This window comes from Bordetella genomosp. 9 (assembly GCF_002261425.1).
GTDB lineage: Bacteria > Pseudomonadota > Gammaproteobacteria > Burkholderiales > Burkholderiaceae_B > Bordetella_C.
Genome location: NZ_NEVJ01000003.1, coordinates 2,562,150 through 2,585,283 on the forward strand (window position 1 = coordinate 2,562,150; position 23,134 = coordinate 2,585,283).

General features: G+C 66.7%; 22 protein-coding genes. 14 read left to right on the plus strand and 8 right to left on the minus strand.

Going from position 1 to position 23,134, the window contains the following annotated elements; all coding sequences use genetic code 11:
* Positions 1 to 747 carry a helix-turn-helix transcriptional regulator gene (locus tag CAL26_RS22600; RefSeq protein ID WP_094848942.1) on the minus strand — a complete coding sequence of 249 codons (747 nt, stop codon included), beginning with the start codon at positions 745 to 747 and terminating at the stop codon, positions 1 to 3.
* Between the two features lie 88 nt (positions 748 to 835).
* On the opposite strand from CAL26_RS22600, the gene CAL26_RS22605 reads away from it, so the two are divergent.
* Entirely contained in the window at positions 836 to 1,798 is a 963-nt protein-coding gene (locus tag CAL26_RS22605; RefSeq protein ID WP_094848943.1) for a threonine/serine dehydratase, read from the plus strand.
* Between the two features lie 306 nt (positions 1,799 to 2,104).
* Here CAL26_RS22605 and CAL26_RS22610 read toward each other — a convergent pair whose 3' ends face one another.
* The 3 genes from CAL26_RS22610 to CAL26_RS22620 form a co-directional block, all read right to left on the minus strand.
* Entirely contained in the window at positions 2,105 to 2,395 is a 291-nt protein-coding gene (locus tag CAL26_RS22610; RefSeq protein WP_094848944.1) for an addiction module antidote protein, read from the minus strand.
* Entirely contained in the window at positions 2,392 to 2,694 is a 303-nt protein-coding gene (locus CAL26_RS22615) for a type II toxin-antitoxin system RelE/ParE family toxin (protein WP_094848945.1), read from the minus strand. Before CAL26_RS22615 ends, CAL26_RS22610 begins: the two co-directional genes overlap by 4 nt.
* Before the next feature lie 160 nt (positions 2,695 to 2,854).
* Positions 2,855 to 3,619: an IclR family transcriptional regulator gene (locus CAL26_RS22620; protein ID WP_256988565.1), complete on the minus strand. Its 765-nt coding sequence runs from the start codon at positions 3,617 to 3,619 to the stop codon at positions 2,855 to 2,857.
* Positions 3,620 to 3,766: 147 nt separating this feature from the next.
* On the opposite strand from CAL26_RS22620, the gene CAL26_RS22625 reads away from it, so the two are divergent.
* The 8 genes from CAL26_RS22625 (at position 3,767) to CAL26_RS22660 (ending at position 13,039) form a co-directional block, all read left to right on the plus strand.
* Positions 3,767 to 5,059 carry an NAD(P)/FAD-dependent oxidoreductase gene (locus CAL26_RS22625; RefSeq protein ID WP_094848947.1) on the plus strand — a complete coding sequence of 431 codons (1,293 nt, stop codon included), beginning with the start codon at positions 3,767 to 3,769 and terminating at the stop codon, positions 5,057 to 5,059.
* A 62-nt stretch (positions 5,060 to 5,121) separates the two neighbouring features.
* Positions 5,122 to 6,141 carry a dipeptidase gene (locus CAL26_RS22630; RefSeq protein ID WP_094848948.1) on the plus strand — a complete coding sequence of 340 codons (1,020 nt, stop codon included), beginning with the start codon at positions 5,122 to 5,124 and terminating at the stop codon, positions 6,139 to 6,141.
* Between the two features lie 41 nt (positions 6,142 to 6,182).
* Positions 6,183 to 7,190 (plus strand): tripartite tricarboxylate transporter substrate binding protein, encoded by a 1,008-nt coding sequence (locus CAL26_RS22635; protein ID WP_179283454.1) that lies wholly within the window; start codon positions 6,183 to 6,185, stop codon positions 7,188 to 7,190.
* 73 nt (positions 7,191 to 7,263) lie between these two features.
* Positions 7,264 to 8,256 (plus strand): Bug family tripartite tricarboxylate transporter substrate binding protein, encoded by a 993-nt coding sequence (locus tag CAL26_RS22640; RefSeq protein ID WP_179283455.1) that lies wholly within the window; start codon positions 7,264 to 7,266, stop codon positions 8,254 to 8,256.
* Between the two features lie 73 nt (positions 8,257 to 8,329).
* A complete protein-coding gene (locus CAL26_RS22645) occupies positions 8,330 to 10,093 on the plus strand; it encodes a gamma-glutamyltransferase family protein (RefSeq protein WP_094850031.1) in 1,764 nt (587 codons plus the stop codon).
* A gap of 8 nt (positions 10,094 to 10,101) precedes the next feature.
* Positions 10,102 to 10,764, plus strand: a complete 663-nt coding sequence (locus CAL26_RS22650) for an HD domain-containing protein (RefSeq protein WP_094848949.1) — start codon at positions 10,102 to 10,104, stop codon at positions 10,762 to 10,764.
* A 333-nt stretch (positions 10,765 to 11,097) separates the two neighbouring features.
* On the plus strand, positions 11,098 to 11,757 hold the full coding sequence (locus CAL26_RS22655; protein ID WP_094848950.1) for a glutathione S-transferase family protein: 660 nt from the start codon (positions 11,098 to 11,100) through the stop codon (positions 11,755 to 11,757).
* A gap of 121 nt (positions 11,758 to 11,878) precedes the next feature.
* The gene (locus tag CAL26_RS22660; RefSeq protein ID WP_094848951.1) at positions 11,879 to 13,039 is read left to right on the plus strand and encodes a mechanosensitive ion channel family protein; all 1,161 of its coding nucleotides are present in this window, start codon (positions 11,879 to 11,881) and stop codon (positions 13,037 to 13,039) included.
* Positions 13,040 to 13,099: 60 nt separating this feature from the next.
* Here the strand turns inward: CAL26_RS22660 and CAL26_RS22665 are convergent, their stop codons facing one another.
* Both CAL26_RS22665 and CAL26_RS22670 read right to left on the minus strand, forming a co-directional pair.
* Positions 13,100 to 14,170 (minus strand): bifunctional helix-turn-helix transcriptional regulator/GNAT family N-acetyltransferase, encoded by a 1,071-nt coding sequence (locus tag CAL26_RS22665; RefSeq protein ID WP_094848952.1) that lies wholly within the window; start codon positions 14,168 to 14,170, stop codon positions 13,100 to 13,102.
* Between the two features lie 96 nt (positions 14,171 to 14,266).
* Complete coding sequence (locus tag CAL26_RS22670; RefSeq protein ID WP_094848953.1) at positions 14,267 to 15,556, minus strand: MFS transporter; 1,290 nt, start codon at positions 15,554 to 15,556, stop codon at positions 14,267 to 14,269.
* Between the two features lie 105 nt (positions 15,557 to 15,661).
* On the opposite strand from CAL26_RS22670, the gene CAL26_RS22675 reads away from it, so the two are divergent.
* The 5 genes from CAL26_RS22675 (at position 15,662) to CAL26_RS22695 (ending at position 20,894) form a co-directional block, all read left to right on the plus strand.
* Entirely contained in the window at positions 15,662 to 16,600 is a 939-nt protein-coding gene (locus tag CAL26_RS22675) for a LysR substrate-binding domain-containing protein (protein ID WP_094848954.1), read from the plus strand.
* Between the two features lie 103 nt (positions 16,601 to 16,703).
* Positions 16,704 to 17,669 (plus strand): acyl-CoA thioesterase domain-containing protein, encoded by a 966-nt coding sequence (locus CAL26_RS22680; protein ID WP_094848955.1) that lies wholly within the window; start codon positions 16,704 to 16,706, stop codon positions 17,667 to 17,669.
* 169 nt (positions 17,670 to 17,838) lie between these two features.
* Positions 17,839 to 18,615 carry an exodeoxyribonuclease III gene (gene xth / locus CAL26_RS22685; RefSeq protein ID WP_094848956.1) on the plus strand — a complete coding sequence of 259 codons (777 nt, stop codon included), beginning with the start codon at positions 17,839 to 17,841 and terminating at the stop codon, positions 18,613 to 18,615.
* A gap of 172 nt (positions 18,616 to 18,787) precedes the next feature.
* The gene (locus tag CAL26_RS22690; protein ID WP_094848957.1) at positions 18,788 to 19,534 is read left to right on the plus strand and encodes a glucose 1-dehydrogenase; all 747 of its coding nucleotides are present in this window, start codon (positions 18,788 to 18,790) and stop codon (positions 19,532 to 19,534) included.
* A 199-nt stretch (positions 19,535 to 19,733) separates the two neighbouring features.
* Positions 19,734 to 20,894 (plus strand): hypothetical protein, encoded by a 1,161-nt coding sequence (locus CAL26_RS22695; RefSeq protein WP_143277484.1) that lies wholly within the window; start codon positions 19,734 to 19,736, stop codon positions 20,892 to 20,894.
* Positions 20,895 to 21,069: 175 nt separating this feature from the next.
* On the opposite strand, the gene CAL26_RS22700 is transcribed toward CAL26_RS22695, so the two are convergent.
* Complete coding sequence (locus tag CAL26_RS22700) at positions 21,070 to 21,402, minus strand: DUF4148 domain-containing protein (protein ID WP_094848959.1); 333 nt, start codon at positions 21,400 to 21,402, stop codon at positions 21,070 to 21,072.
* Positions 21,403 to 21,739: 337 nt separating this feature from the next.
* Complete coding sequence (locus CAL26_RS22705; RefSeq protein ID WP_094848960.1) at positions 21,740 to 23,104, minus strand: MFS transporter; 1,365 nt, start codon at positions 23,102 to 23,104, stop codon at positions 21,740 to 21,742.
* Positions 23,105 to 23,134 lie beyond the last annotated feature (30 nt).

Consider the following 23,134-nt stretch of genomic DNA (forward strand, 5'->3'; position numbering starts at 1 on the left):
CTAAGCAGCCGTGCCCTTGAGCGCCGCCAGTTCGGCATACACCGTCGCGCGACTGATGCCGAGCACGCCGGCCACATAGGCCGGCGCCCGCTTGCCTTCGAACGCGCCGGTCCGATACAGATCCTCGATCAGGCTACGCCGCTGCTCCCGATCCAGCCGCGCCACCGTGGTGTTGCGCGCCGCGATCCAGTCCGCCACATAGCGATTGAGACGTTCGTGCCAATCGTTGCGGAACAGGTCGTCCGGACGCGGACGCTGGTCCGGCACGCGCAGGAAGCCGTCCAGCATGCGGCGCACCGCATCGAATTCCGTCACGTCGGCATTCACGCAGAGCAGGCCTATCGCGCGATCCTGCTCATCGCGCAGCACCGCGGTCACCGACTTGATGCGACGGCCGTCCCAATTGATTTTCTCGTAGGGACCGATGACCGATGCGTCAGGCGCGAAATCCACTTCATCCAGATCGGAAGGATCGCCGGCTGCGCGCGGCGAGAACGGGTGCGCGACGTAGGCCACGCTGTTCGTGCGCATATCGTGCACGACCGCTTCCACGAAAGGACTGAACAGCGCGGCCAGCGCGTCGGCGACGACGTAGTAGGGCCGCAACGCACCGGCGGGGCCGGCCGGCGCCCGCCGTGGGCTCTTGCCGCGTGGCGCCGCGCCTGCCGCCGACGCTACCGTTGCTGCCGTTGCTGCCGTTGCCGCTCTTGCCGCTGTTGCCGCTCTTGCCGCCGTGGTCTTCGTCAATCCAGTCTCCTGACATTTTTTCCAATTTGGATTTTATCGTCTAATATCTGCTTTCACCATAGCCTATCGCGCTGCCCAGGAGCATTCCATGCAGGACTTGTCCGCCGCCATCATGGCCGCCCATGCCGCCATCCGCCCGCACGTGCCGTTTTCCCCGTTGGAACGCAGCGGGGCCCTGTCCGCCGCGCTGGACTGCGACGTCCGGCTCAAGTGCGACCACCTGCTGCCCATCGGGGCCTTCAAGGTGCGCGGGGCTACCAACAAGATCAGCGTTTTGGGCGAAGCCGCGCGCAAGACCGGTGTGGTCACTGCGTCAACCGGCAATCATGGCATGGCGGCCGCATGGGCGGGGGCGCGGGCCGCCGTACCGGTCACGGTGTATGTACCGGCCTCGGCCGTGCGCGGCAAGCTCGATGCCATCGAAAGGCTGGGCGCCCGGCTCGTCATCGTGGACGCCCCGCCCATCGAAGCGGAACGGCAGGCGCGCCGCTACGGCGCCGAGCATGGCATTCCGTACATCTCGCCCTACAACGATTTCCACATCATCGCGGGCCAAGGCACCATCGGCGTCGAAATCGCCGAACAGGCTGGGGCCGACGTGCTGGACGCGGTATTCGTATGCGTGGGCGGCGGCGGCTTGGTCAGCGGCCTGGGAACCGCCATCAAGCACCTGTCGCCCCGAACCCGCGTGGTCGGCGTCTGGCCGGAAAACTCCCCCTGCATGCTGCGCGCCCTGGAAGCCGGCCGCATCGTCGACGTCGAGGAACAACCCACCTTGTCCGACGCCACCGCCGGCGCCGTGGAAGAAGGCTCCATCACCTTCCCCATCTGCCAACAGGTCATCGACGACCGGGTCACGGTCTCCGAACAGGAAATCGCCAAGGCGATGCGCGCCGTCGCGGAAACCGATCACTGGATGGTCGAAGGCGCCGCCGGCGTGGCGCTGGCCGGGCTGATGCAGCGCAAGGACGAATGGCGTGGCAAGAAAGTCGCGGTAGTCCTGTGCGGACGGAATATCAGCGTGGAGAAGTTTGTGGAGGCGGTGGCGTGATGGGGCGAGCTGCATGGGCAGCTTCGAGTGCTCCTCCACCCCAATCCACCCGAAGACAGACTCATACCGCAGGGCGTAACGCTGATCGGCAAGGGGAATAGTTTCTGGAGGCGCAAGCTCGCTGGTATCCCATGGTCTACAAACTCCCGCGGTACGTGATGTACTACACCACCCGCAACGCGGGCGTCTCGTAGCTTGAAAAAGGCATCCCAGGGCGAGGTATGTGACTGCTCTGAAAGATAGCGCGGCTTCGCGGCCATAGTTTGCAAACCCATAAGCACCCCCATAAGCACCGTAAGGCCCGCATCAAGCCGCATGGACTTTAGCAACCAGGTCCAGTCCCAACGCGCCCAATAAGGCAAGTGTTGTCTTCAGCGTAGGATTACCTCCTTCGCTGAAAGAACGATAGAGCTGTTCGCGCGAGAGGCCGGTCGCTTTTGCCACCCGCGTCATTCCTTTCGCGCGGGCCACCACACCAAGCGCGTGCGCGATATACCCTGCATCGTTCGTAGACAGAGCCTCGGACATGAATATCGCGATAGCTTCGTCCGAAGACAAATGATCGGCTGGGTCATAATCTGTCAGCTTTTCGCTCATTGTCGATCACTCCACTTACTGGCCAATTTCTTTGCTTTGATGATGTCGCGGCTCTGCGTTCCTTTGGAACCGCCGCACAACAACACAATGACGGTACTACCTCGCAGCTCGAAATAAATGCGATAGCCGGGACCATAATGGATGCGCAGCTCGCTGATTCCATTGCCAACCGGATTCACGTCGCCCATGAGACCGTAGGCCAACCGGTCCAGCCGGGCCGCAATCAACGCGCTGGCGCGCCGATCCCGCAGATTCAACTGCCACTTCTTGAACGTTTCCGTTTGCTTGATACGGAGCATGCCAATTGTAGTTTTTGAACTACACCCTCGTCAATGACTAGGGTGTAGGTCTCCAACACAATGCTTCTGGTGCCCGCTTGGAAGAAGCAGTTCTGTCCGCTTATGTTGCCACGCTGTCTCGCACGGTGACCTTTGAAGATACGGCGCATCACAACCGCGCCTACCTATGCTTCCCGATCGCCCGCGCCGCGCGCATCACCAACGGTCCCAACTCTGCCCGCGCTCGCTCCAGCGACCACCTCGGCTTGGGGACCGAAATATTTACCGCCGCTACCGGTTCGCCGGCGTCGCCCAATATCGTCGCGGCGACGTTCACATCCCCGGAATAGAACTCTTCATCTGCATAGGCGTAATGATCGCGCCGCGCCTCGTCTATCAGTGCGCGCAGTTCGGCCGGATCGGTGGTGGTGCGGGGCGTGTGCTTGATACGGGCCACAGCGCGCAGCTTCCTGTCCAGCTCCGCCGGCGGAAGGTAGGCCCATAGCGCGCGGCCGGAGGCCGAGGCAACGCAGGGAATCCGCGTGCCGGCCGGCATATAGACGGGAATATGTTTGGCCGGCGCGACGCGCATGACGAAGACCATGTTGTCCTGGTCGTCCGGCACCGACAGGTTGACGATCTCGCCGCACTCCTGGTTCAGTTGGTGCATGACGGCATGTGCGTGCTGGAACAGCGGTTGGCGATAGAGATAGCTGTAGCCCAGCCCCACCGCCTTTACCGTCGTGCTGTAGCGCTTGCTGCGCGGATCGCGGGTCAGATAGCCGGTCTGCTCCAGCGTATGCGCGACGCGTTGCGCCGAGCCCATGGTGATGCCGTTTTCCTTGGCAATTTCCTGCAGGCTCAGCGAGGCATGCGGCCGGAAGGACTCCAGCACGGCCAGGCCTTTTTCCAGGGATTGGATCAACAGAGCAGAGGATTCGGCCACGACAGCTCCTGGGGCGGGCTAGGGAAACCCTTACGTTGTTGGGCGGGACATCCGCGCGGTATAACTATCGCCATACGGATTTAATTATCGCATAGCGATAGTTGAAACGCGAGCATCAGCGAGCATCAATAAGCACCGAGGCCACCGTTGGATTCAGAAGAAAAGCAGGCCGGACAGTCTTCCCCGCTGCCCGGCTCCGTCGACGTCGCCATCATCGGCGGCGGCGTGATCGGCGTCGGTACGGCCTATGCGCTGGCCCGCGCGGGCATGCGGGTCGCCCTGTTCGAGAAAGCCGCGCTGGCCTGCGAGCAGTCCTCGCGCAACTGGGGCTGGGTGCGCACGCTGAACCGCGACCTGCCCGAAGTCCCGCTGGCGATACGCGCCAACCAGTTGTGGGGCGACATCCAGACCCGCATCGACGTGGGTTTCCGGCGCACCGGCATGCTTTACCTGCAGGAAACCGAGGCCGACGCCGCCGCGCATGAGGCCTGGATGGCCAGGGCCAGCACCTACGGCGTCGACGCCATCCAGCTGGACCGGCGCGCGACGCTCTATCACCTGCCGGAATCCGGCCGCACCTGGACCGGCGCCATGTACAGCGCCACCGATGGCGTGGCCGAACCGCGGATCGCGGTCCAGGGCATCGCCACGCTCGCGCGTGAGGACGGCGCCATCATCCGCGAACACTGCGCCGTGCGGGGCATCGAACGTACCGCGGGACGGGTATCCGCGGTCGTCACGGAACACGGCCGCGTCGCCGCGCAGGCCGTGCTGGTGGCGGCGGGCGCGTGGTCGCGGCTGTTCTGCGGCAACCTGGGCGCGGATTTTCCGCAGCTCAAGGTGCGCGGGTCGGTGTTGCGCACGCAGCCCTTCGATGCCGGCCTGACCACCGCCATCAACGGCAAGGATTTCACCTGCCGCAAGCGCGCCGACGGCGGCTATACGGTGTCGCAGTTCGGCGCCTCCATGGCGGACCTGGTGCCGGACAGCTTCCGGCTGATGCGGCATTTCATCCGCCCCTGGCTGGCCAACAACACCTTCGTGCGGCTGCGTTTCGGCAAGCGCTTCTTCGAAGAGCTGGCGACGCCGCGGCACTTCACGGCGGACCGCGTGTCGCCATTCGAACGCCATCGCGTGCTGGATCCGCTGCCTTCGCGCGCCGGCGTGCGGCAGGCCTGGCAGCGGCTGTCCGACGCCTTTCCCATTTTCAGGCAGGCAAGGATCGCGCAGTCCTGGGCCGGCTACATCGACGTGACGCCCGATGCGATGCCGGTGATGGATGCCGTCCCTGGGCTGCCGGGCCTGTACCTGGCGTCCGGGTTTTCCGGGCACGGCTTCGGCATCGGTCCGGCGGTCGGCGAAGCCATGGCGCAGCTGATGCAGGGCACGCAGCCCGCCGTCGATCTGCGGCCGTTCCGCTTCGGCCGCTACGCCGAGTAGCGCCGCGCGGCCGCCACACCAGGACCACGAACACACCATCCTCCCGATCACGGAACCACGACATGGACAACATCAACGACCTGCACCGGCGATCCACCATCATCGACGGCCTGGTTTTCTTCAGCGATGGCAGCGCGCGCGACATGCTCGCGGGTGGCGTCAGCGCCATCAACCTGACCGTCACCGACATGGGTTCGAATTTCGAACAGGCGCTGAAAGACGCGATGGCCTGGCGCGAACGCTGCGCCGCGCCGGATTCGCCATGGCTGCTGGTCGAACGCGTCGAGGATATCGCGCGCGCCAAGCAGGCCGGCAAGCTGGGCCTGATCATGGGCTGGCAGAACGGCCGGCCGCTGGGCGATCAGATCGATCGCGTGGCCCTGTTCCACACTCTGGGCATCCGCGTCATCCAGCTGACCTACAACGAAGCCAATCTGCTGGGCGACGGCTGCCTGGAGAAGCGCAACGCCGGCCTGAGCGACCTGGGCATCAAGATGATCCAGGAGATGAACCGCGTGGGCATTGCCATCGATCTGAGCCACTGCGCGCCCCAGACCTGCCTGGACGCGGCACGGCATTCCAGCAAGCCGGTGTTGCTGACACACGCCAACGCCAATGCGGTGATCCCGCGACCGCGCAACAAATCCGATGACGTGATCAAGGCCGTCGCCGACACCGGCGGCGTGATCGGCTGCAGCATCCATGCCTACCTGAGCTGGCGCGGCGATCCCAAGCAGCAGCCGACCATGGAGGACTTCGTCGCCAATGTGCGCCATATCGGCCAGCTGGTGGGCTACGAACACGTCGGCATCGGCACGGATTTCCCGGCGGTGGATACGTATGAAGCAGTACGCCACGTGATGGTGATGTCGCGCACCAAGTACGCGGCCTCGGGCGGCGATTTCTCCAACGCCTTCGGCGACGTGATGGAAGCGCGCTATCCGGTGGAAACGCCTACGCCGGCGCAGTTTCCCGAATTCACGCATGCCTTGCACAAGGCGGGACTGACCGACACGCAGATCATGGGCGTACTGGGCGGCAACTTCCAGCGCGCCTTCGCGCAGAGCTGGAAGACCGCCTGAACCGCCGACGCCACCATCCAAAAGTCCACAGGGGGACCCACATGACCGCATTATCCAGACCGATCGCGCGCGGGCTGCGTCGCGCGGCGTTCATCGCCATGGGCGCTGCCGCGCTGCTCGCGCAACTGGCTCGGCCCGCGTCGGCGCAATCCGCCGACAGCTATCCGGCCTATCCGGTGCACATCGTCGTGCCTTACCAGGCCGGCGGATCGACCGACATCGTCATCCGCAAATTCGCCGAACTGGCGGCGCCCAGGCTGGGCCAGGCCATCGTCATCGAGAATCGAGGCGGCGCCGGCGCGACCCTGGGCGCGCGCGCCATCAAGACGGCCAAACCGGACGGCTATATGCTGGCCGTGCTGCCCAGTCCCGTCTTCCGCATGCCGCACATCCAGGACATGGGCTACGACCCGGTGCATGATTTCACCTACATCATGATGCTCAGCGGCTACACGCTGGGCGTGGCCGTGCCGGCGGACTCGCCGTTCAAGACCTGGGCGGATTTCATCGGCTACGCCAAGGCGCATCCGAATGAGGTCACCTACGGGACCGCCAGCGTGGGCAGCGCCTCCAACGTGATGATGGAAGACATCGCCACGCGCAACGGCGTGACGTGGCGGCACATCCCCTACAAGGGCGAGTCGGACGTGCTGACCGCCGTCATGGGCGGCCAGGTTACCGCCTATGCCGGATCGACCACGGTGCAGCCGCTCGTTCAGGCGAAAAAAATGCGCATGCTGGTAACGTGGGGCGAACACCGCAGCGCGCAGTATCCCGAAGTGCCCACGCTCAAGGAACTGGACGGCACACCGCCGGCCAACGCGCCCTTCGGTATCGCCGGCCCCAAGGGCATGCCGCCGCCCGTGGTGGCGAAGCTGCAGACCGTATTCAAGCAGGTGGCCGAATCCGAGCCGTTCAAGCAGGTGCTGACGCAATACGGCCAGGAGCTGGTCTACATGGACGGCAAGGACTACGCCGCCTATGCGGCCAGGCAATATGAGCTCGAAGCGGACATCGTGCGCAAGCTGGGGCTGGCGCAGAACAAGTAGCCGCATAAAACAGGTGCAGGGACAGACCACATCAAGCAAAGCGATAACGCATAACGCTTCAAGGGGTTGTTCGATGACGAGTTCAGTACTTTCTTTCTGGCGCGCGTTGATCGCCGCCAGCGTGTTCCTGCTGGGCGCGGCCCACCTGCCATCGGCCCTGGCTGCCGACTGGCCCGATCGTCCGATACGCCTGATGGTGGGCTACCCGCCCGGCGGCGGCACGGATACCGTGGCGCGCGTGCTGGCCCAACAGCTGACCAAGGTGCTGCACCAGTCGGTCATCATCGAAAACCGTGCGGGCGCCAGCAGCACCATCGCCGCGCAGCAGGTGGCGCGCGCCGAACCTGACGGTTATACCGTGCTGTTCGCGACCGGTTCGCCCTTGACCGGCGCGCCGCTGACGATCAAGGGCCTGACCTACGATCCCTTGAAGGACCTGGTGCCCGTGACCCTGATCGGCGGCGGACCGTTCATCCTGGTGGCCAATCCCGCCTTTCCGCCCAATACCCTGCCGGAGCTGGTCGAGTACGCGCGCGCGCATCCCGGCCAGGTGAACTACGCGTCGCCCGGCATCAGCACGGCGAACTACTTCTTTGCCGAGGTCCTGAACCAGGACGCCAATATCAAGACGGTGCATGTGCCCTACAAGGGCAGCTCGGCGCTGATCAACGACACGATCGCCGGGCAGGTGCAATACACGCTGGATACCCCGGGCACCACGCTGCCCTTGATCCACGCAGGCAAGCTCAAGGCCCTGGCGATCTTCAGCAAGAAGCGGCTGGAGCGGGCGCCCGATATTCCCACCACCGTGGAAGCCGGCTATCCCGAGCTGGTCGGCGGCTCCTGGTACGGGCTGCTGCTGCCCAAGGGCACGCCCCCGGCCATCGTGGATGCGCTGTACAAGGCGACGAAGCAGGCCCTGACGGGCGATGAAGTGCGCCGCGCCATGGAAGCGCGCGACGTCATTATCCAGGGCAGCACGCCGGCCGAGTTCAAGGACTATATCCAGGCCGAATACACGAAGTGGAAGACCGTCACCGACCGGCTGGGCATCAAGCCGCAGTGACATCCCCGCAGTGACCCCGGAACCCGCGCGCGGCGCAACATGGCGCCGCGCAATGCATGCGCAGGAGAACAGCATGGCGACCCCCTCTTATGCCCCGGACCTGACCGCCGGCAGCGCGCCGCTCTCGATGCGGCCGACGTTGACCGGACTGAACCACATGATCGCCGCGGGCCATTACCTGGCCACGCAGGCGGGCATGGACATCCTGCAGGCGGGCGGCAATGCCGTCGACGCCGGCGTGGCGGCCGGCATCGCGCTGGGCGTGGTGCAGAGCGACATCGTCAACTTCGGAGGCGTGGCGCCCATCCTGGTCTATCAGGCGGACACCCGCAAGGTGTGGAGCATTTCCGGATTGGGCTACTGGCCCAAGGCCACGCGGCTGGACGATTTCCTGCAGAAGCACAAGGGCACGATACCGGCGGGCGTATTGCGTACGGTGATTCCCGCCGCGCCGGACGCCTGGATCACCGCGCTGGAGCGTTTCGGCACCATGAGCTTCGGCGACGTGGCGGCGGGTGCCATCCGCCTGGCGCGCGACGGCTACGTCATGTATTCGCTGATGGCCGAGGTGCTGGAAGAGAACGCCAGGAACTACGCGCGCTGGCCTTCCAGCGCGGCCGTCTACCTGCCCGGCGGCAAGCCGCCGCGCGCCGGCGACATCTTCCGCCAGACCGACCTGGCGGGCAGCCTGCAATACCTGGCCGACGAAGAGCGCGCGCATCAGGGCCAGGGCCGCCTGGCGGGCCTCGCCGCCGCGCGGCGGGCCTTCTACGAAGGCGACATCGCCGCCGCCATCGTCAACTACCACAAGCAGGAAGGCGGCCTGGTCACGCATGAGGACCTGCGCGATTTCCGTGTCGAGGTCGATCCGGCGTTGATGACGGATTTCCACGGGACCCGCGTGCACAGCTGCGGTTTCTGGTGCCAGGGGCCGTCGCTGCTGCAGATGCTGAATATCCTGGAGCCGCGCGACCTGAAGTCGCTCGGCCACAACTCGGCCGCCTATGTGCATCTGCTGACCGAGACCATCAAGCTGGCATTCGCCGATCGCGAGGTGCATTACGGCGATCCGCGCCACACGGACGTGCCGCAGCAGGCGCTGCTGTCCAAGGAGTACGCGCGGCAGCGGCTGGCGATGATAGATCCGAATCGCGCCGGCCCCGACATGCCGCCCGCCGGCCGCCTGCCCAGCGCCCGCGACATCGAGCTGCGCGAGGCCGGGCCGGGCGATACGGCGCGCACCGACCCGCGGCTGGATACCTCTTACGTGGCGGTGGTGGACAAGCACGGCAACGCCTTTTCCGCCACGCCCAGCGATGGCTCCTACAACTCCCCGGTGATACCGGGCACCGGCCTGATCGCGTCGGGCCGAGGCAGCCAGTCCTGGGCGGAGGCCGGCCATCCCTGCGCGGTCGGCCCGGGCCGGCGCCCGCGCCTCACCCCCAACCCTTCCATGGCGATCCGGCCCGATGGCTATGTGATGCCCTTCGGCACGCCGGGCGGCGACGTGCAGGTGCAGGCCATGCTGCAGACCTTCCTGAATATCGAGGTCTTCGGCATGGAGCTGCAGCAGGCCATCGAAGCACCCCGCTTCGCCAGCTTCAGTTTCCCCTCGTCGTTCGAACCGCATACCGCCGTGCCCGGCCGGCTGATGATCGAGGACCTGATCCCGAAGGAAGTCGGCGACCGGCTGGCCGCCATGGGCCATTCCGTAAAATGGTGGCAGGACCGCAACTGGCGCGCCGGCGCGATGTGCGCGGTGCGGCATGATATGCAAACCGGCATCCGCTGGGGCGGCGCCGATCCGCGGCGGCCGGCCTATGCCGCGGGATGGTGATGAATTGAATGGACGAAGACCTGCTTGCCTGTTGGAAACCGCGCCTGGCGGACATCGCCGCCCCCGCTGCGGCGGACGATGGCGCGCATGACCTGAATCACCTGCAACGCGTATGGTCGGTGGCGCGGCGCATCCTGGACGACCACCCTGAAGCCGACGCGCTCGTCGTTCTGGCCGCGTGCTTCCTGCACGACCTGGTCAACCTGCCCAAGAACCACCCCGAACGTTCCAAGGCATCCGTCATGGCCGCCGCCCAGGCGACTCGCGCGTTGGCCGATGCCGGCTTCCCCGCCGACAAGCTGCCCGCCGTCGCCCATGCCATCGAGGCGCACAGCTTCTCCGCCGGCATCCCGCCGCGCACCCTGGAAGCGCGCATCGTCCAGGACGCGGACCGCATGGACGCCCTGGGCGCCATCGGCCTGGCCCGCATGTTCCACGTCGGCGGCCAACTGGGCCGTCCGCTGGCCCACGGCACCGACCCCCTGGCCGTCGACCGCCCGCTCGACGACACCCGATACGCCCTCGACCACATCGAGGCCAAGCTGCTGCGCCTGCCCGCCACCCTGCACACCGCCGCCGCCCGCCGCATCGCCGACACCCGCGCCGCCCGCCTGCGCCGCTTCCGCGACGAATTCGTCGCCGAATGGACGGGCTACGACGCGGATCAGTGACAACGGCGCTCCTGTTGCCTGCTCCGCCGACGGCATCCGGTCGCTCGCTGGGGTAGGTGCACATCTCCGAAAGTGCTTCAACACCTCTTGTTGGAACTCGCCCAGCAAGCCGGTGACTCCCAGGCTCGTCAATGCCGGGCCGGCCCCATCGCACCTTAATGCCAACTGCGATGCACCGCCCGCCGCGGAGCGCCAGTGCATGCCAGGCGCAATGCGCTCCCCGGATAATGCCAAACCGTCATTACCCCGCGACATGTCGATTCCGGCCCCTCTCATTCGTCGTGGCAGGACGGCGCGAAATCCCGCTCGTGCCGCACCACGCGAGGAGTCGCCATGGCGCTGCAGCTGTATTTCCATCCGTTCTCGTCCTATTGCCAGAAAGTGCTCATCGCCCTGTACGACCTGGGCATCGAATTCGAACGCAATGTCATTGAAGGCCCTGACAGTCCGGCGGGCCGGCGCCTGGCTGAGCTGTGGCCGATGCAGCGCTTTCCCGTGCTGGCGGACGGCGATCGTACGGTGATCGAGTCGAGCTGCATCATCGAATACCTGGACCTGTATCACGCCAGTGGGTCGCGGATGATCCCGCAGGATCCCAAGGCAGCGCTGGAAACGCGCTTCATGGACCGATTTTTCGACAACTACGTCGCGACGCCGCAGATGCAGATCGTCTTCAACGAGCTGCGCCCCGTGGAGTCGCGCGATCCCCATGGCGTGCGGCAGTCCCGCGCGATGCTGGACACGTCGTATGCCTGGCTGGACCGGAGATTGGCCGGTCGCGCATGGGCGGCCGGCGAGCGATTCACCTTGGCCGATTGCGGCGCGGCGCCCTTCCTGTTCTACGCCGACTGGACGCACCCGATACCGCCGCATTGCGCGCACGTGCGCGCCTACCGCCAGCGCCTGTTGCGTTATCCATCATTCGCGCGCGCGGTCGACGAAGCCCGCCCGTACCGCGCATGGTTCCCCTTGGGCGCGCCCGATCGCGACTGAGCGCGATCCAAGGCAATAGCACGCACCCGATGCGCTGTTTTGGTGCTCTTCCGCTGTATCGATCGCCATGCGCTGTTACCCTGTAACGTCGATCAGGCCCTGACCTACGAGGAGGATCCGCATGACCGACAACGTTTTCGGTGCGTTTTTCACTGATACGCTTTTCCTGAACATTCCGCTGCTGAACTGGATCATCGCTTTCGCGACGGCGTGCGCCGCATTCGCCGTCGCGCGTATCGCCGTCGGCTTCGCGAAGCGCAGGCTCCTGGCCCGTTCACACACGGCTGGCGCCCATTTCAGCGTTGTCGCCGCCGAAGTCGTTGCGGGCACCAGCAATATGCTGCTCGCGCTGGCCGCCCTGCTGATCGGCGCGGGCGTGCTGGACATGCCCGCGCGCTGGGCCGGCCGCATCGACGGCCTGTGGTTCGTCGTCGCCATCCTGCAGATCGCATTGTGGGCGCATCGTGCCATGGTGCTGGGCATGCGCCATTATTTCCATCGCCATGCGGAACCGCAGGGCGGCCAGATCACGGCGCTGGCGGCGCTGTCCATCTGGGGCGCCAAGGTGCTGCTGTGGGCGGTCGTGCTGCTGGCGATGCTGTCCAACATGGGCGTCAACATCACCGCCTTCGTCGCCAGCCTGGGCGTGGGCGGCATCGCGGTGGCGCTGGCCGTGCAGAACATATTGGGCGACCTGTTCGCGTCCATGTCGATCGCCATCGACAAGCCTTTCGAGGTCAACGACTTCATCGTGGTGGGCACGCTGGCCGGCACGGTCGAGCACGTGGGATTGAAGACCACCCGCATCCGCAGCCTGGGCGGCGAACAGATCGTGATGTCCAACGCCAGCATGCTGACGGCCACCATCCAGAACTACAAGCGCCTGCGCGAACGCCGGGTGGTGTTCCAGTTCGGCCTTAGCTACGACTGCACCGCGCAACAGACGCGCGAAGTGCCCGCCATTGTCGAACGCATCATCCGCGCACAGGACAAGACGCGCTTCGACCGCTCGCATTTCAAGGGCTTCGGCGAAAGCTCGCTGGATTTCGAGACGGTGTATATCGTGCTGGACCCGGGCTACAACCAGTACATGGATATCCAGCAGGCCATCAACCTGGAAATGATGCAGGCTTTCGAAGACCTGGGCGTGCGCTTCGCTCACCCCATGCGTACCTTGCACGTGGCATCGCTGCCCGGCCCGCGGCGGCAGGAAGACGCCGCGCGTCGCGTGCGCGCCGATGCCCCCGATCGCAGGCTGGGCGTGTCACCCCAGGGCGCGTAGCCGGCGGCAGCGTTCCGGCGCAAAGCGCGTGGTCGGCGGCGATGTGCCAGCGCGGACCGCCTAGCCGAGCGTGGCGGGCTTGCGCCGGACGAAGCGCTGTTCCGTGACCGGCTCGCCCCATTGCGAGCCGGCGGTTTCCTCCGCCAGCTGGAAGCCGACGGACTCGTACAGATGCCGCGCGGCATCCAGGCCGCGGAAGGTCCATAGATAAGTCTCGTCGTACCATGCGTCCGCGAACGCCATGGCCCGCGCCAGCAGATCGCGGCCGACTCCCCTGCCCCGCAGGCTGCCGTCCACGATGAACCAGCGCAGATGCGCTTCCCGCGTGTCCATGTCGCCGTCGATCACCACGGATCCCAGCACCCGGCCGTGTTCGACATAGAGCCACATCCCCTTGCCTTGCGCGGGAAGCGATTCCGCGAAGGCCGCCAGCTCCGTCGCAACCTTGCGCTCGAAGAACACGCCGAAGCCTACGGTCTCGGCGTAGTAGCGGGCGTGCAAGGCCGCGACATCGCCGATGCAGCCAGGCAGGTAACCTTCGACGATGTGCCCTTCGCCGTTACTGGCGGCTTCCACGCCGGTTTCCCGCCGCCGGACATTGGCCGTGACCGCGGCCCGCTCCACGGATGGCTCAGGAACGCCATCGTCGTTATCCGCGACCCCGGCCATATTCGGATTGTCGCGAGACAAAGCCTCGCCATACAGCGCCAGCAGGCGCAGCAGCGCCTGCTGATCGACCGGCGCCAGCTGGCGCAGCGCCTTCGACACCTGATCGGTCGCGAACCGGTCGATGCGCGCCCGCAGCGCCGCACCCTGGCGCGTCAGGTACAGCCGCGCCGCCCGAGCGTCCTCCGGATCGCTCTCGCGCCGCAGCAGGCCGGCGGCTTCCAGCTTGGCGACCTGACGACTGGCATTGGATTTGTCCAGCCGCAGCACCGCAGCCAGGTCGCGCGCCTGTATGCCAGGCGTCAAGCCCACTTCGATGATGGCGTGCACCGCGGAAGGCGCCAGGCCGCTGTCGGCAAGATGCGGACGCATGAAACCCAGCTCCCGCACCAGCTTGCGCGACAGTTCGCGCACCTGCCTGATGGTCTGCTCGCGCGACTGGCTCAACGCTTCGATGACGTCCATGGTGTTCCATCCCGCGCCGTTCGGCGGCATCCCTTATAAGTTGCGATTCGCAACCAATATAACAGCGGAGGAAAATGCCATCAATCCGGCACGGCCTCACGGCCTCGGGAACAAGGGTCGCGTCGCCAATGCGATCACGCCGGCCGACGCCCAAACGCCGGCCCATGACGAAGCCGCCAGCACGTAGGGAATGGACACGGGAGCGAGGAACAGGCTCAGGTAGACCAGGGTATTGCACATGCCCAGCGCGGTGCCGGCGCGCGCCGAGCCCGCCAGCGTGGCCAGTTCCGTGTAGGCGACGCCGTGCCATGCCGAGACGGTGACGCCCGCGGCGATGATGGCCGCGATGAGCAGCGGCGCGGGCGCGTTCGCGGCGGTGGCCAAGGCCAGCACGGCGAAGGCGGCAACCGCGATCAGCACGACGGTGCGCACATAGGCGCGCCGGTTGTGATGCACGTCGGTGTAACGGCCGCTCCATACGCGCAGAATCATCGCGCCCAATTGCACCGCGACCATGGCGAAGGTCGTTCCGGCGATGCCCACGCCGCCGAAGTCGTGCAGATACACAGTCGCGAAGCTGAGCACCGCGAATTGAGAAAGACACAGCACGCCTATCGCCAGGACAATGCGCCGGATCGCTGGATCGTGAAACGGGCTGTTCCGGGACGCCGGGGCGGTCGTTCCCGTGCGGCGAGCATGGGATGACACATCGGCACCCGCATCCGCATGGGCACGGGCATCCGCATCCTCGCGAGGGTCGTACAGCCACCGCCATGCCAGCACCAGCGCGGCGGCGCACATCGTCACCAGGACGCCATACACCGCGCGAAAGCCGTTCGCCGACGCCAGCCATGGCAGCAGCAGCGCACCGAGCCCGCCACCCAGCGGCACGGCGGTCTGGCGGATGCTCATGGCCAGCCCGCGTTCGCCCTCCTTGAACCAGCGCATGATGGCGCGGCCGCTGGAGCCATTGACACTGCCGCCGGCCAGGCCGACCACGCACATCAGGGCCAGCAGCCAATGAAACGCCGGCACGAAACCATCGGACGGCACCATCAGCACCGCCATGGCCAGCAGGGCCAGCGTCGTCGCGCCCAGGCCCACGAGCAGCACGGGCCGGTCGCCCCAGCGATCGGTCGCCATGCCCCAGGGCAATTCGGTAAGCGCCACCCCCAGGCCGATGGCGCCCAGCGCGACGCCCAGCGAGGCATCGTCCAACCGGTAGCCGGCGCGCAGCCAGATGGCAGTGGTCGGTATGCCGGCGGCCGCCGCGGAAAAGCTGACATTGGCCGCGACACCGGCGGCCAATACCTTCCAGCGATGTTCGGGGCCGAGCGCATACGCAGCGGCTGGCCGCACCGGCGTGTTTATGGTGGTGGAGCTCATCTTCATGCCTGTCCGAAAAGAGGAAGTGGCATCAGTCTGAACACTTCCAACCATTCTGAAAATCACATAATATTCACCAATCAATTCGATAAAACAGGACGTTCCATGCAGGTGAACCTGGACATCGCGGCCTTGCGCACCCTGGTCATCGGCATGGACCTGGGCAGCTTCGCCAAGGCGGCGGATCGGGTGGGCCGCTCGACTTCCGCCGTCAGCGCGCAGATCAAGAAGCTGGAAGACCAGGCCGGCGCCCCGCTCTTCAAGAAATCCGGCCGCGGCCTGGCGCTGACCGACGCCGGCGAAGTCATGCTGGACTATGCGCGCCGCCTGGTCGGCCTGAACGACGAAGCCGCCGTCGCCACACGCGGCCTGGACATGGAAGGATGGATCCGCCTGGGCTTGCAGGAGGACTTCGGCGAAGCCATGTTGCCGCAACTGCTGGGGCGCTTCGCCCGCGCCCATCCCAAGGTCCGCATCGAGGCCCGTGTCGCGCGCAACACCGAATTGCGGGAGCGCCTCGACGCCGGGCAGTTGGACCTGGCGCTTCTTTGGGACAGCACGGCGGCGACCGACGGCGCGCCCGCCCCCGCGGCACGCAGGCACGCATTGGATGACGGTGGTCCGGTGGAACGCCTGGCCCGCCCACGCATGTGCTGGATAGGATCATCCGCGCTGCCATGGCACGCGGACTCCGGCGAGCCGCTGCCCTTGATCGCATTCGACCGCCCCTGCATGTTCACGCAAGCGGCGACCACCGCCCTGGACCGCGCCCGCATCCCCTGGCGTCTGGTGTTCACCAGCCCCAGCTTGAACGGCTTGTGGGCTGCTGCGGCGGCGGGCCTGGGCATCAACGTACGCACGCCCTACGGCCTGCCGGCGTCGGTGCGGCCGCTGGACGCCAAGGCGGCGGCCCTGCCGGCGCTACCGACGATCCCCCTGCTGCTGTTGAAGCGTCCTGGTGAAAGCCTGCCGCTGGCCGACAGGCTCGCGGCCATCATGCGCGAACACGTGGATGGCGAGATCCAACAGCGGTCGCGCCCGTGAACCTGGTTTTCCTGTCGGAGGCATGCGGCACGGCGCCGGGATATCATCGGGGTCGCCTGTCGCACGCCGGCTCCGTGGCGCGCGCACCCAGTCTCCTGCTCCCATGACGCACACGCTCACGCCCGGCGCCCGCCCATCCGCGCTCGATCCCATCCTGCAACGCACGCTGCGCGCCATCCGCCGGCGCCGCGAACACGGTTTCCATTTCGCCGGCAACTTCCTGGCCGTGTCCTTCGACCGCGTCACCGTGGACGACAGCCTGGTCAGCATGAAGGCCGACTGCCATGCCAGCGACGGCGCCATCGACGGCACGGCGCTGGGCGTGCTGGCCGACCTGGCGCTGGCCGCGCCGGTGCGCGCCGCCCTGCCCGCCGACACCCGCCTGGCCACCGTCAATATGCAGCTGCAGCTCACCGGCGCGCCCTGCCTCGCGCCGGTCACGGCCAGCAGCAGCTTCCATGGCTACGTGCATGGCGCCGCCGGCCGCCAGGCCATCAGCCGCGTCACCCTGCACGGCGCCGGCCGGGAAATCGGCCTGGGCACCGCCACCTTCATGGTGCTGGACCTGCCGGCGGGCACGCCCATCCCCTTCCTGACGCCGGTGGATCCGACGCAGGACGATGCGCCGCTGCTCGACCCGGAAACGGACCTGAATCCCGGCGAACTCGCCGTCTACGAGCACGTCAGGATGGCGCTGGACGACAGCCGAGCCGGCGGGGACTTCCATGAACGGCTGTGGGGCTACCGCGCCCATGCACGCAAGGGGGGCGCGACCGGCACGCTGGCCAACGGTCCCCATATCGGCAACCGGGTGGGCCACGCCCAGGGCGGCGTGCTGCTGGGCTTCGCCCAGGCCACCGCGCAGGCCGCGCTGGGCGAAGACTGGGCGATGAGCAGCGTCACCGCCTCCTACGTCAGCCCCGGCGAAGGCCGCGAGCTGAAAGCCGAAGCCGACATCGTCCACCAGGGCCGCACCACCGCCGTCACGCGCGTCGCCATCACCACCGAGGCCGGCAAGCGCGTGCTGGAAGTGCTGGCCACGCATTCCTTGCGCGGCACGCGGCCTTGACCGCCATAACGGCCATGAAGGCCATGTAGGCCCACGGCGCCGGCACCCGGCCGCGCGCCGAGGCGGTCCGGGCCTGCCGCGCTCTTCAGCCTGTGCGAACGCCAGAGCAGGGTGTCGGGCCAGGGCCGCTATCATTGACCTTCGAGACACACACAGCATCGACCCGCCCATGAAAATCGCCACTTTCAACATCAATGGCATCGGCGCCCGCCTGCCCAACCTGCTGCGCTGGCTGGAGGAGAAACAGCCCGACGTGGCCTGCCTGCAGGAACTGAAGGCGCCGCAGGAGAAATTCCCCGAATCCGCCATCCGCGATGCCGGCTACGGCGTGATCTGGCATGGCCAGAAAAGCTGGAATGGCGTCGCCATCCTGACGCGCGGCTGCGACCCGGTCGAATCGCGCCGCATCCTGCCAGGGGATGACGAAGACCTGCAAAGCCGCTATATCGAAGCGACCGTGCAAGGCATCGTCGTCGCCTGCCTCTACCTGCCCAACGGCAACCCCGCGCCGGGCCCCAAGTTCGACTACAAGCTGAAGTGGATGGAGCGCCTGACGGCGCACGTCGCCGGCATGGTCGACAGCGGCCAGCCCACGGTGCTGGCCGGCGACTACAACGTCATCCCGACCGACCTGGACGTCTACAAGCCCGAGCGCTGGGTGGACGACGCCCTGTTCCGTCCCGAGACGCGCGCGGCCTTCGACAAGTTGGTCTCCCAAGGCTGGACCGACTCGCTGCGCACCTGCCATCCGGATACCCGCATCTACACCTACTGGGATTATTTCCGCAACGCCTATGCGCGCGACGCGGGGATACGCATCGACCATCTGCTGTTGAACCGCAAGCTGGCGCCGCGGTTGCAGGACGCCGGCGTGGACCGCGACGTGCGCGGCTGGGAAAAGGCCAGCGACCACGCGCCGACCTGGATCACGCTGAAGCCGGCCTGAGCCCGGTCCGGCGATCGTTCGACTGTTCGGGAATTTCGCCGTCTCAATTCCGCTTTGCGCGGTTTATCGAACCGCCCCTGCCCGCTTATCGTGCTCGCATGCCTGAAACGGCCAGCCCGCGACTCTCGCGCGCTGGCCGTTTCACCCCTCATACTTTGATAGGAATCCGATCATGAGCAAGCTCGCAGGCAAAGTCGCCATCGTCACCGGCGCATCCAAGGGCATAGGCGCCGCCATCGCCAAGGAACTGGCCGCGCAGGGCGCGTCGGTCGTCGTCAACTACGCGTCCAGCAAGGCCGGCGCGGAAGCCGTCGTGCAGGCGATCACCGCGGCCAGCGGCAAGGCCGTCGCGGTCGGCGGCGACGTGTCCAAGGCGGCGGACGCCAAGGCGATCGTCGACGCGGCGCTGTCGAACTACGGCCGCCTGGACATCCTGGTGAACAACTCCGGCATCTACGAGTTCGCCGCGGTCGAAGAGATCACCGAAGAACACTATCGCAAGCAGTTCGACGTCAACGTGCTGGGCGTCCTGCTGATGACGCAGGCGGCGGTCAAGCATCTGGGCGAAGGCGCCAGCGTCATCAACATCAGCTCCGTGGTGACCAGCATCACCCCGCCCCAGTCGGCCGTCTATAGCGGCACCAAGGGCGCGGTGGACGCGATCACCGGCGTGCTCGCGAAAGAACTGGGTGCGCGCAAGATACGCGTCAACGCCATCAATCCCGGCATGGTGCAAACGGAAGGCACGGCAACCGCCGGCATCGCCGGGTCGGACATGGAGCGCGAAGTCGTCGCCCTCACGCCGCTGGGCCGCGTCGGCCAGCCGCGCGACATCGGCACCGTGGCTGCCTTCCTGGCGTCGGACGACGCCGCCTGGCTGACCGGCGAAACCATCGTCGCCAGCGGCGGCCTGCGCTGATCCGGCTACGCACGTTTGCAGGCCTGGGCCCCGATGGGCCCAGGCCCGAACCCAGCCATCCGATACCCACCTATGGTGGATCCGACCCGGGACTTGCCCCTCATTAGACCGATGTACACCAGGCTCCGCCCAACGCAAGATTGCTGACCCGGTCGTTTTCCGCTACCGGCGACGATGCAGCCAGCTTCAGGAGCCGCCTATGCCCAACGTTCCCGCATGTCCTCCCCCGGACGATGACGATGCGCCGCGAGACGAACAGGGCAACGCTCCATCCCGCCAGCTCGTTCCCGCCAGCACCCCGCCGAACACCGCGCCCGTCGTCGCGCCACCCCCGCTTATCTACGCCTACATCCGTCCACGCCTGCGGCGCCGGTCGTCGACGTCCCATCGCGCAAGCAGCGGAAGCAGGCATCAGCCCCTGCACTGGCCCGCGGCATCCGTTTGGAAGCTGGCCGCGATGGCGACGATAGGCGCGGGCGCATTGATCGCCTTGCTGGACCCGCAGAGCCCGCCTGGCGGCCATGGCACGGCCCTGGCGTCGCGCCACGGACCGGGCGCCAACGCCATCAACGGGCTGGGTGCACGCGGCACGAACGGCACGAGCATCCAAGCAGGCAGCCAGGCGAGAAGTTATGCGGGCAACGCATCTTCATCGCCGGAGCAATCGAAGTGGTCGGCGGCGTCCGATACGTCGGCGTCGGAATGGGCGGACGCGGCGCCGCGCGCGCGGCCCATCCCGCTGGCCTCGGCCAGCGATCCGCTGGCGGTCGCCAACGCATCCCTGGACGCGGCGGCACCCGGCCACACCATCGACGCCGCGACCGATGCGCCCGCACGCAAGGCCGGGACCATTATCGACGTCGTCACGGCGGATATGAGCGTGCCTGACGCCGGCGTCCCGATGCTACTCGTTGCCCCCGCGCGCGGCGCCGGGCAAGCCGCGAAAGCCGACGCGCCCGCCACGGCACGTCCCGCTTCGCGGATCGCGACGAAAACGCCGACGAACGGGGCATCGGCCAAGACGGTGGCACCGAAAGCCACAACGGCGGCAGCGACGCAACCCAGAACGGCGCAGCAGGTCGCGGCCAAATCCGCCACGCCCGCATCGGCCGACACGAAACCGCTGGCCACCACGCAGGCGAAGAGCCGATCACCCGTCTCGGTCCCCATCGCCGTACGCCCCTGGGGCGAGATCCTGGTCGACGGCGAATCGCGCGGCATCAGCCCGCCCATGCGCCGCTTGACCCTGGCCGCCGGCACCTATGACATCACCATCCGCAACAACGTCGGGCCCGACGTGCACCAGCGCCTGACCGTGGGCGCCGGTCAGGGCGCCGCGATCTCGCATACCTTCCAATAGGTAAATCCGCGTGCGCAGGGCTGAACGCGGCGCAAGGGACCCGGCATACGGGGGGTCAACGCAAGCGGCTCAAATCAGGCGTCAGCAAAGCAAACGGCCCCGCACATGGCGGGGCCGAGGGTCGTCGCGGCGGCTGCCGCGACTGCCGGGAGCGGGTGTCGTATCCCGCCGGTGCTTACGCACCTTGGAAAGGCTGGTTGTTCAGATCGCCGAACGCGATGCTGGTGCTCGTGTTGCCGCTATCGATGTCGGCGACGACCTGGGCACGCGTCACACCGCTATCGGCCTGCGCGACGAAGGGCGCATTGTTCGATTCGCGGTTGGCGGTCAAGCCGGCGCTGCGGGCTTGCTGCAGTTCGGCGACGACCTGGGCGCGGCTCACGCCGTTGGCGGCCTGGCCATACACGCCTTGGAACGGCACGTTGTCGGGCTCGCTGTTGGCGGCTTGCGCGGCGCCGATGGCGGCAAAGGAAAGAATCAGAGCGGAAACGATGGTCTTGGTCTTCATGGCAGTACTCCTAGTCCTGTTAAGTTGGGTCGGGACGGACACCGCGGAGAGGGGGGAGGGGTTCCGCGATGTCCGTTGCTGTTCCCGATAAAACGCATTCTGCGCCGCCAAGGCCTAGGGATAAACCCGCAAAACCGAAAATGATATTTCCGAAAACACCAACAATAAGGGTAATTAGCTTATATCTATCGCTTCCATAGCAAGGCCACCCATTGAGGCCCGAAGGCGCCCACGGCGCCGCCGCCACGACCCCACCCTGCCCCATCACGCCCCATTACGCGCCGCCGCGGCCCCAAGACGGCCCCAAGACGGCCCCAACGAAGCCGCGCTTGCGCCCCTACACGCGGGTCTCGTCTTCCGCCGCGGCTTCCCGGGCGACGGCCTCTTCGGCCGCCGCCGCCGCGCCGCGCGGCGCCTCGACCACATCGGGCTGCGGCTCGACCATCACCAGTTCTGTGTCGACGTCCGGATCGACGCGCGGATCCAGCGTCGCGGCGGCGGCCGGCGAGCTTTGCAGCGCATCCGGCATGGCCTGGAAGTGCACCGGCGCTTCATCCACCTGATGCTGGTTGGTCACCCGGATCGGCCGAACCGTCAGCACCAGCGCCAGCGCGCAGGCGGAGATGAACACGTAGTACATATTGGGCCCCGCGAGCGACATCAGCGCGCCGGCGATCAGCGGCCCGATGCACGCGCCTATGCCATAGGCCATCAGCAGGATCGCGCTCAGGCCGACACGCCGATCGGACCCCACATGATCGTTGGCGAAGGCCGCACCCAGCGGATACAGCGTGAACTGCAGCACGCCGAACACGCATGACAAGGCCAGCATCAGCGCGAACGGCAGCGACAGCCAGCCCCACATCAATACCGGCAGCGCCGTCAGCAGCACCGCATTGAAACGGATCAGCCCCGCGCGGTTGACGCGGTCCGATATCCATCCCATGGGAAACTGCGACAACAGGCCCGCCGTGACCGTCGCCGCCACGTAGAACGCGACCTGCGTGGTGCTGAAACCGTGCCGGGCCGCGTACACCGGCGCCAGTCCATAGAAGCCGCCGGACAGCAGGCCGGCAACGAACAGGACGGTCAGCGAAAGCGGCACGCGGCGCGCGAAGAACTTCAGGTCCAGCGGCGCGGGCACGGGCGTCGCCGGGTGCGATCGCGCGGTCAAGGCCACGGGCACCAGGCAAAGAATCTGGAACACCGCCACCAGCGTCAACGGCCGCAGGTCCAGGGCGGGAAACAGCGTCAACGATAGCTGGCCCAGCACCGTGCCCAACCCCGACATCAGCATGTACACGGAGAACACGCGCCCGCGCAGCCGGTTTTCGGTCTGTTCGTTCAGCCAGCTTTCCAGCACCATGAACTGCGTGACCATCGCGATGCCCGCCACCAGGCGGAATATCAGCCACAGCCACAGCACTTCCAGCGACGCTTGCGCCAGCACCATCACCGCGGCAATGGCCGCGCAGGCGACGAAGGCGCGGATGTGTCCCACCCGGATCAACAGCTTGTGCCCGAGGCGCGCCCCGCACACCAGGCCCAGGTAATAGCCCGCGATCAGCGTGCCCACCCAGAACGGGCTGACCGATTGCGCCGTCAGCCGCAGACCCATGAAGGTATTGAAGAGTCCCGTTCCGCACAGCATCAGCAGCGCCGCGGCGTACAGGGAAGAGAAAGAGGAAATCGTGGCGAACATAAAGCTCTTAGCGGCGAGAGCCGCGCGGGG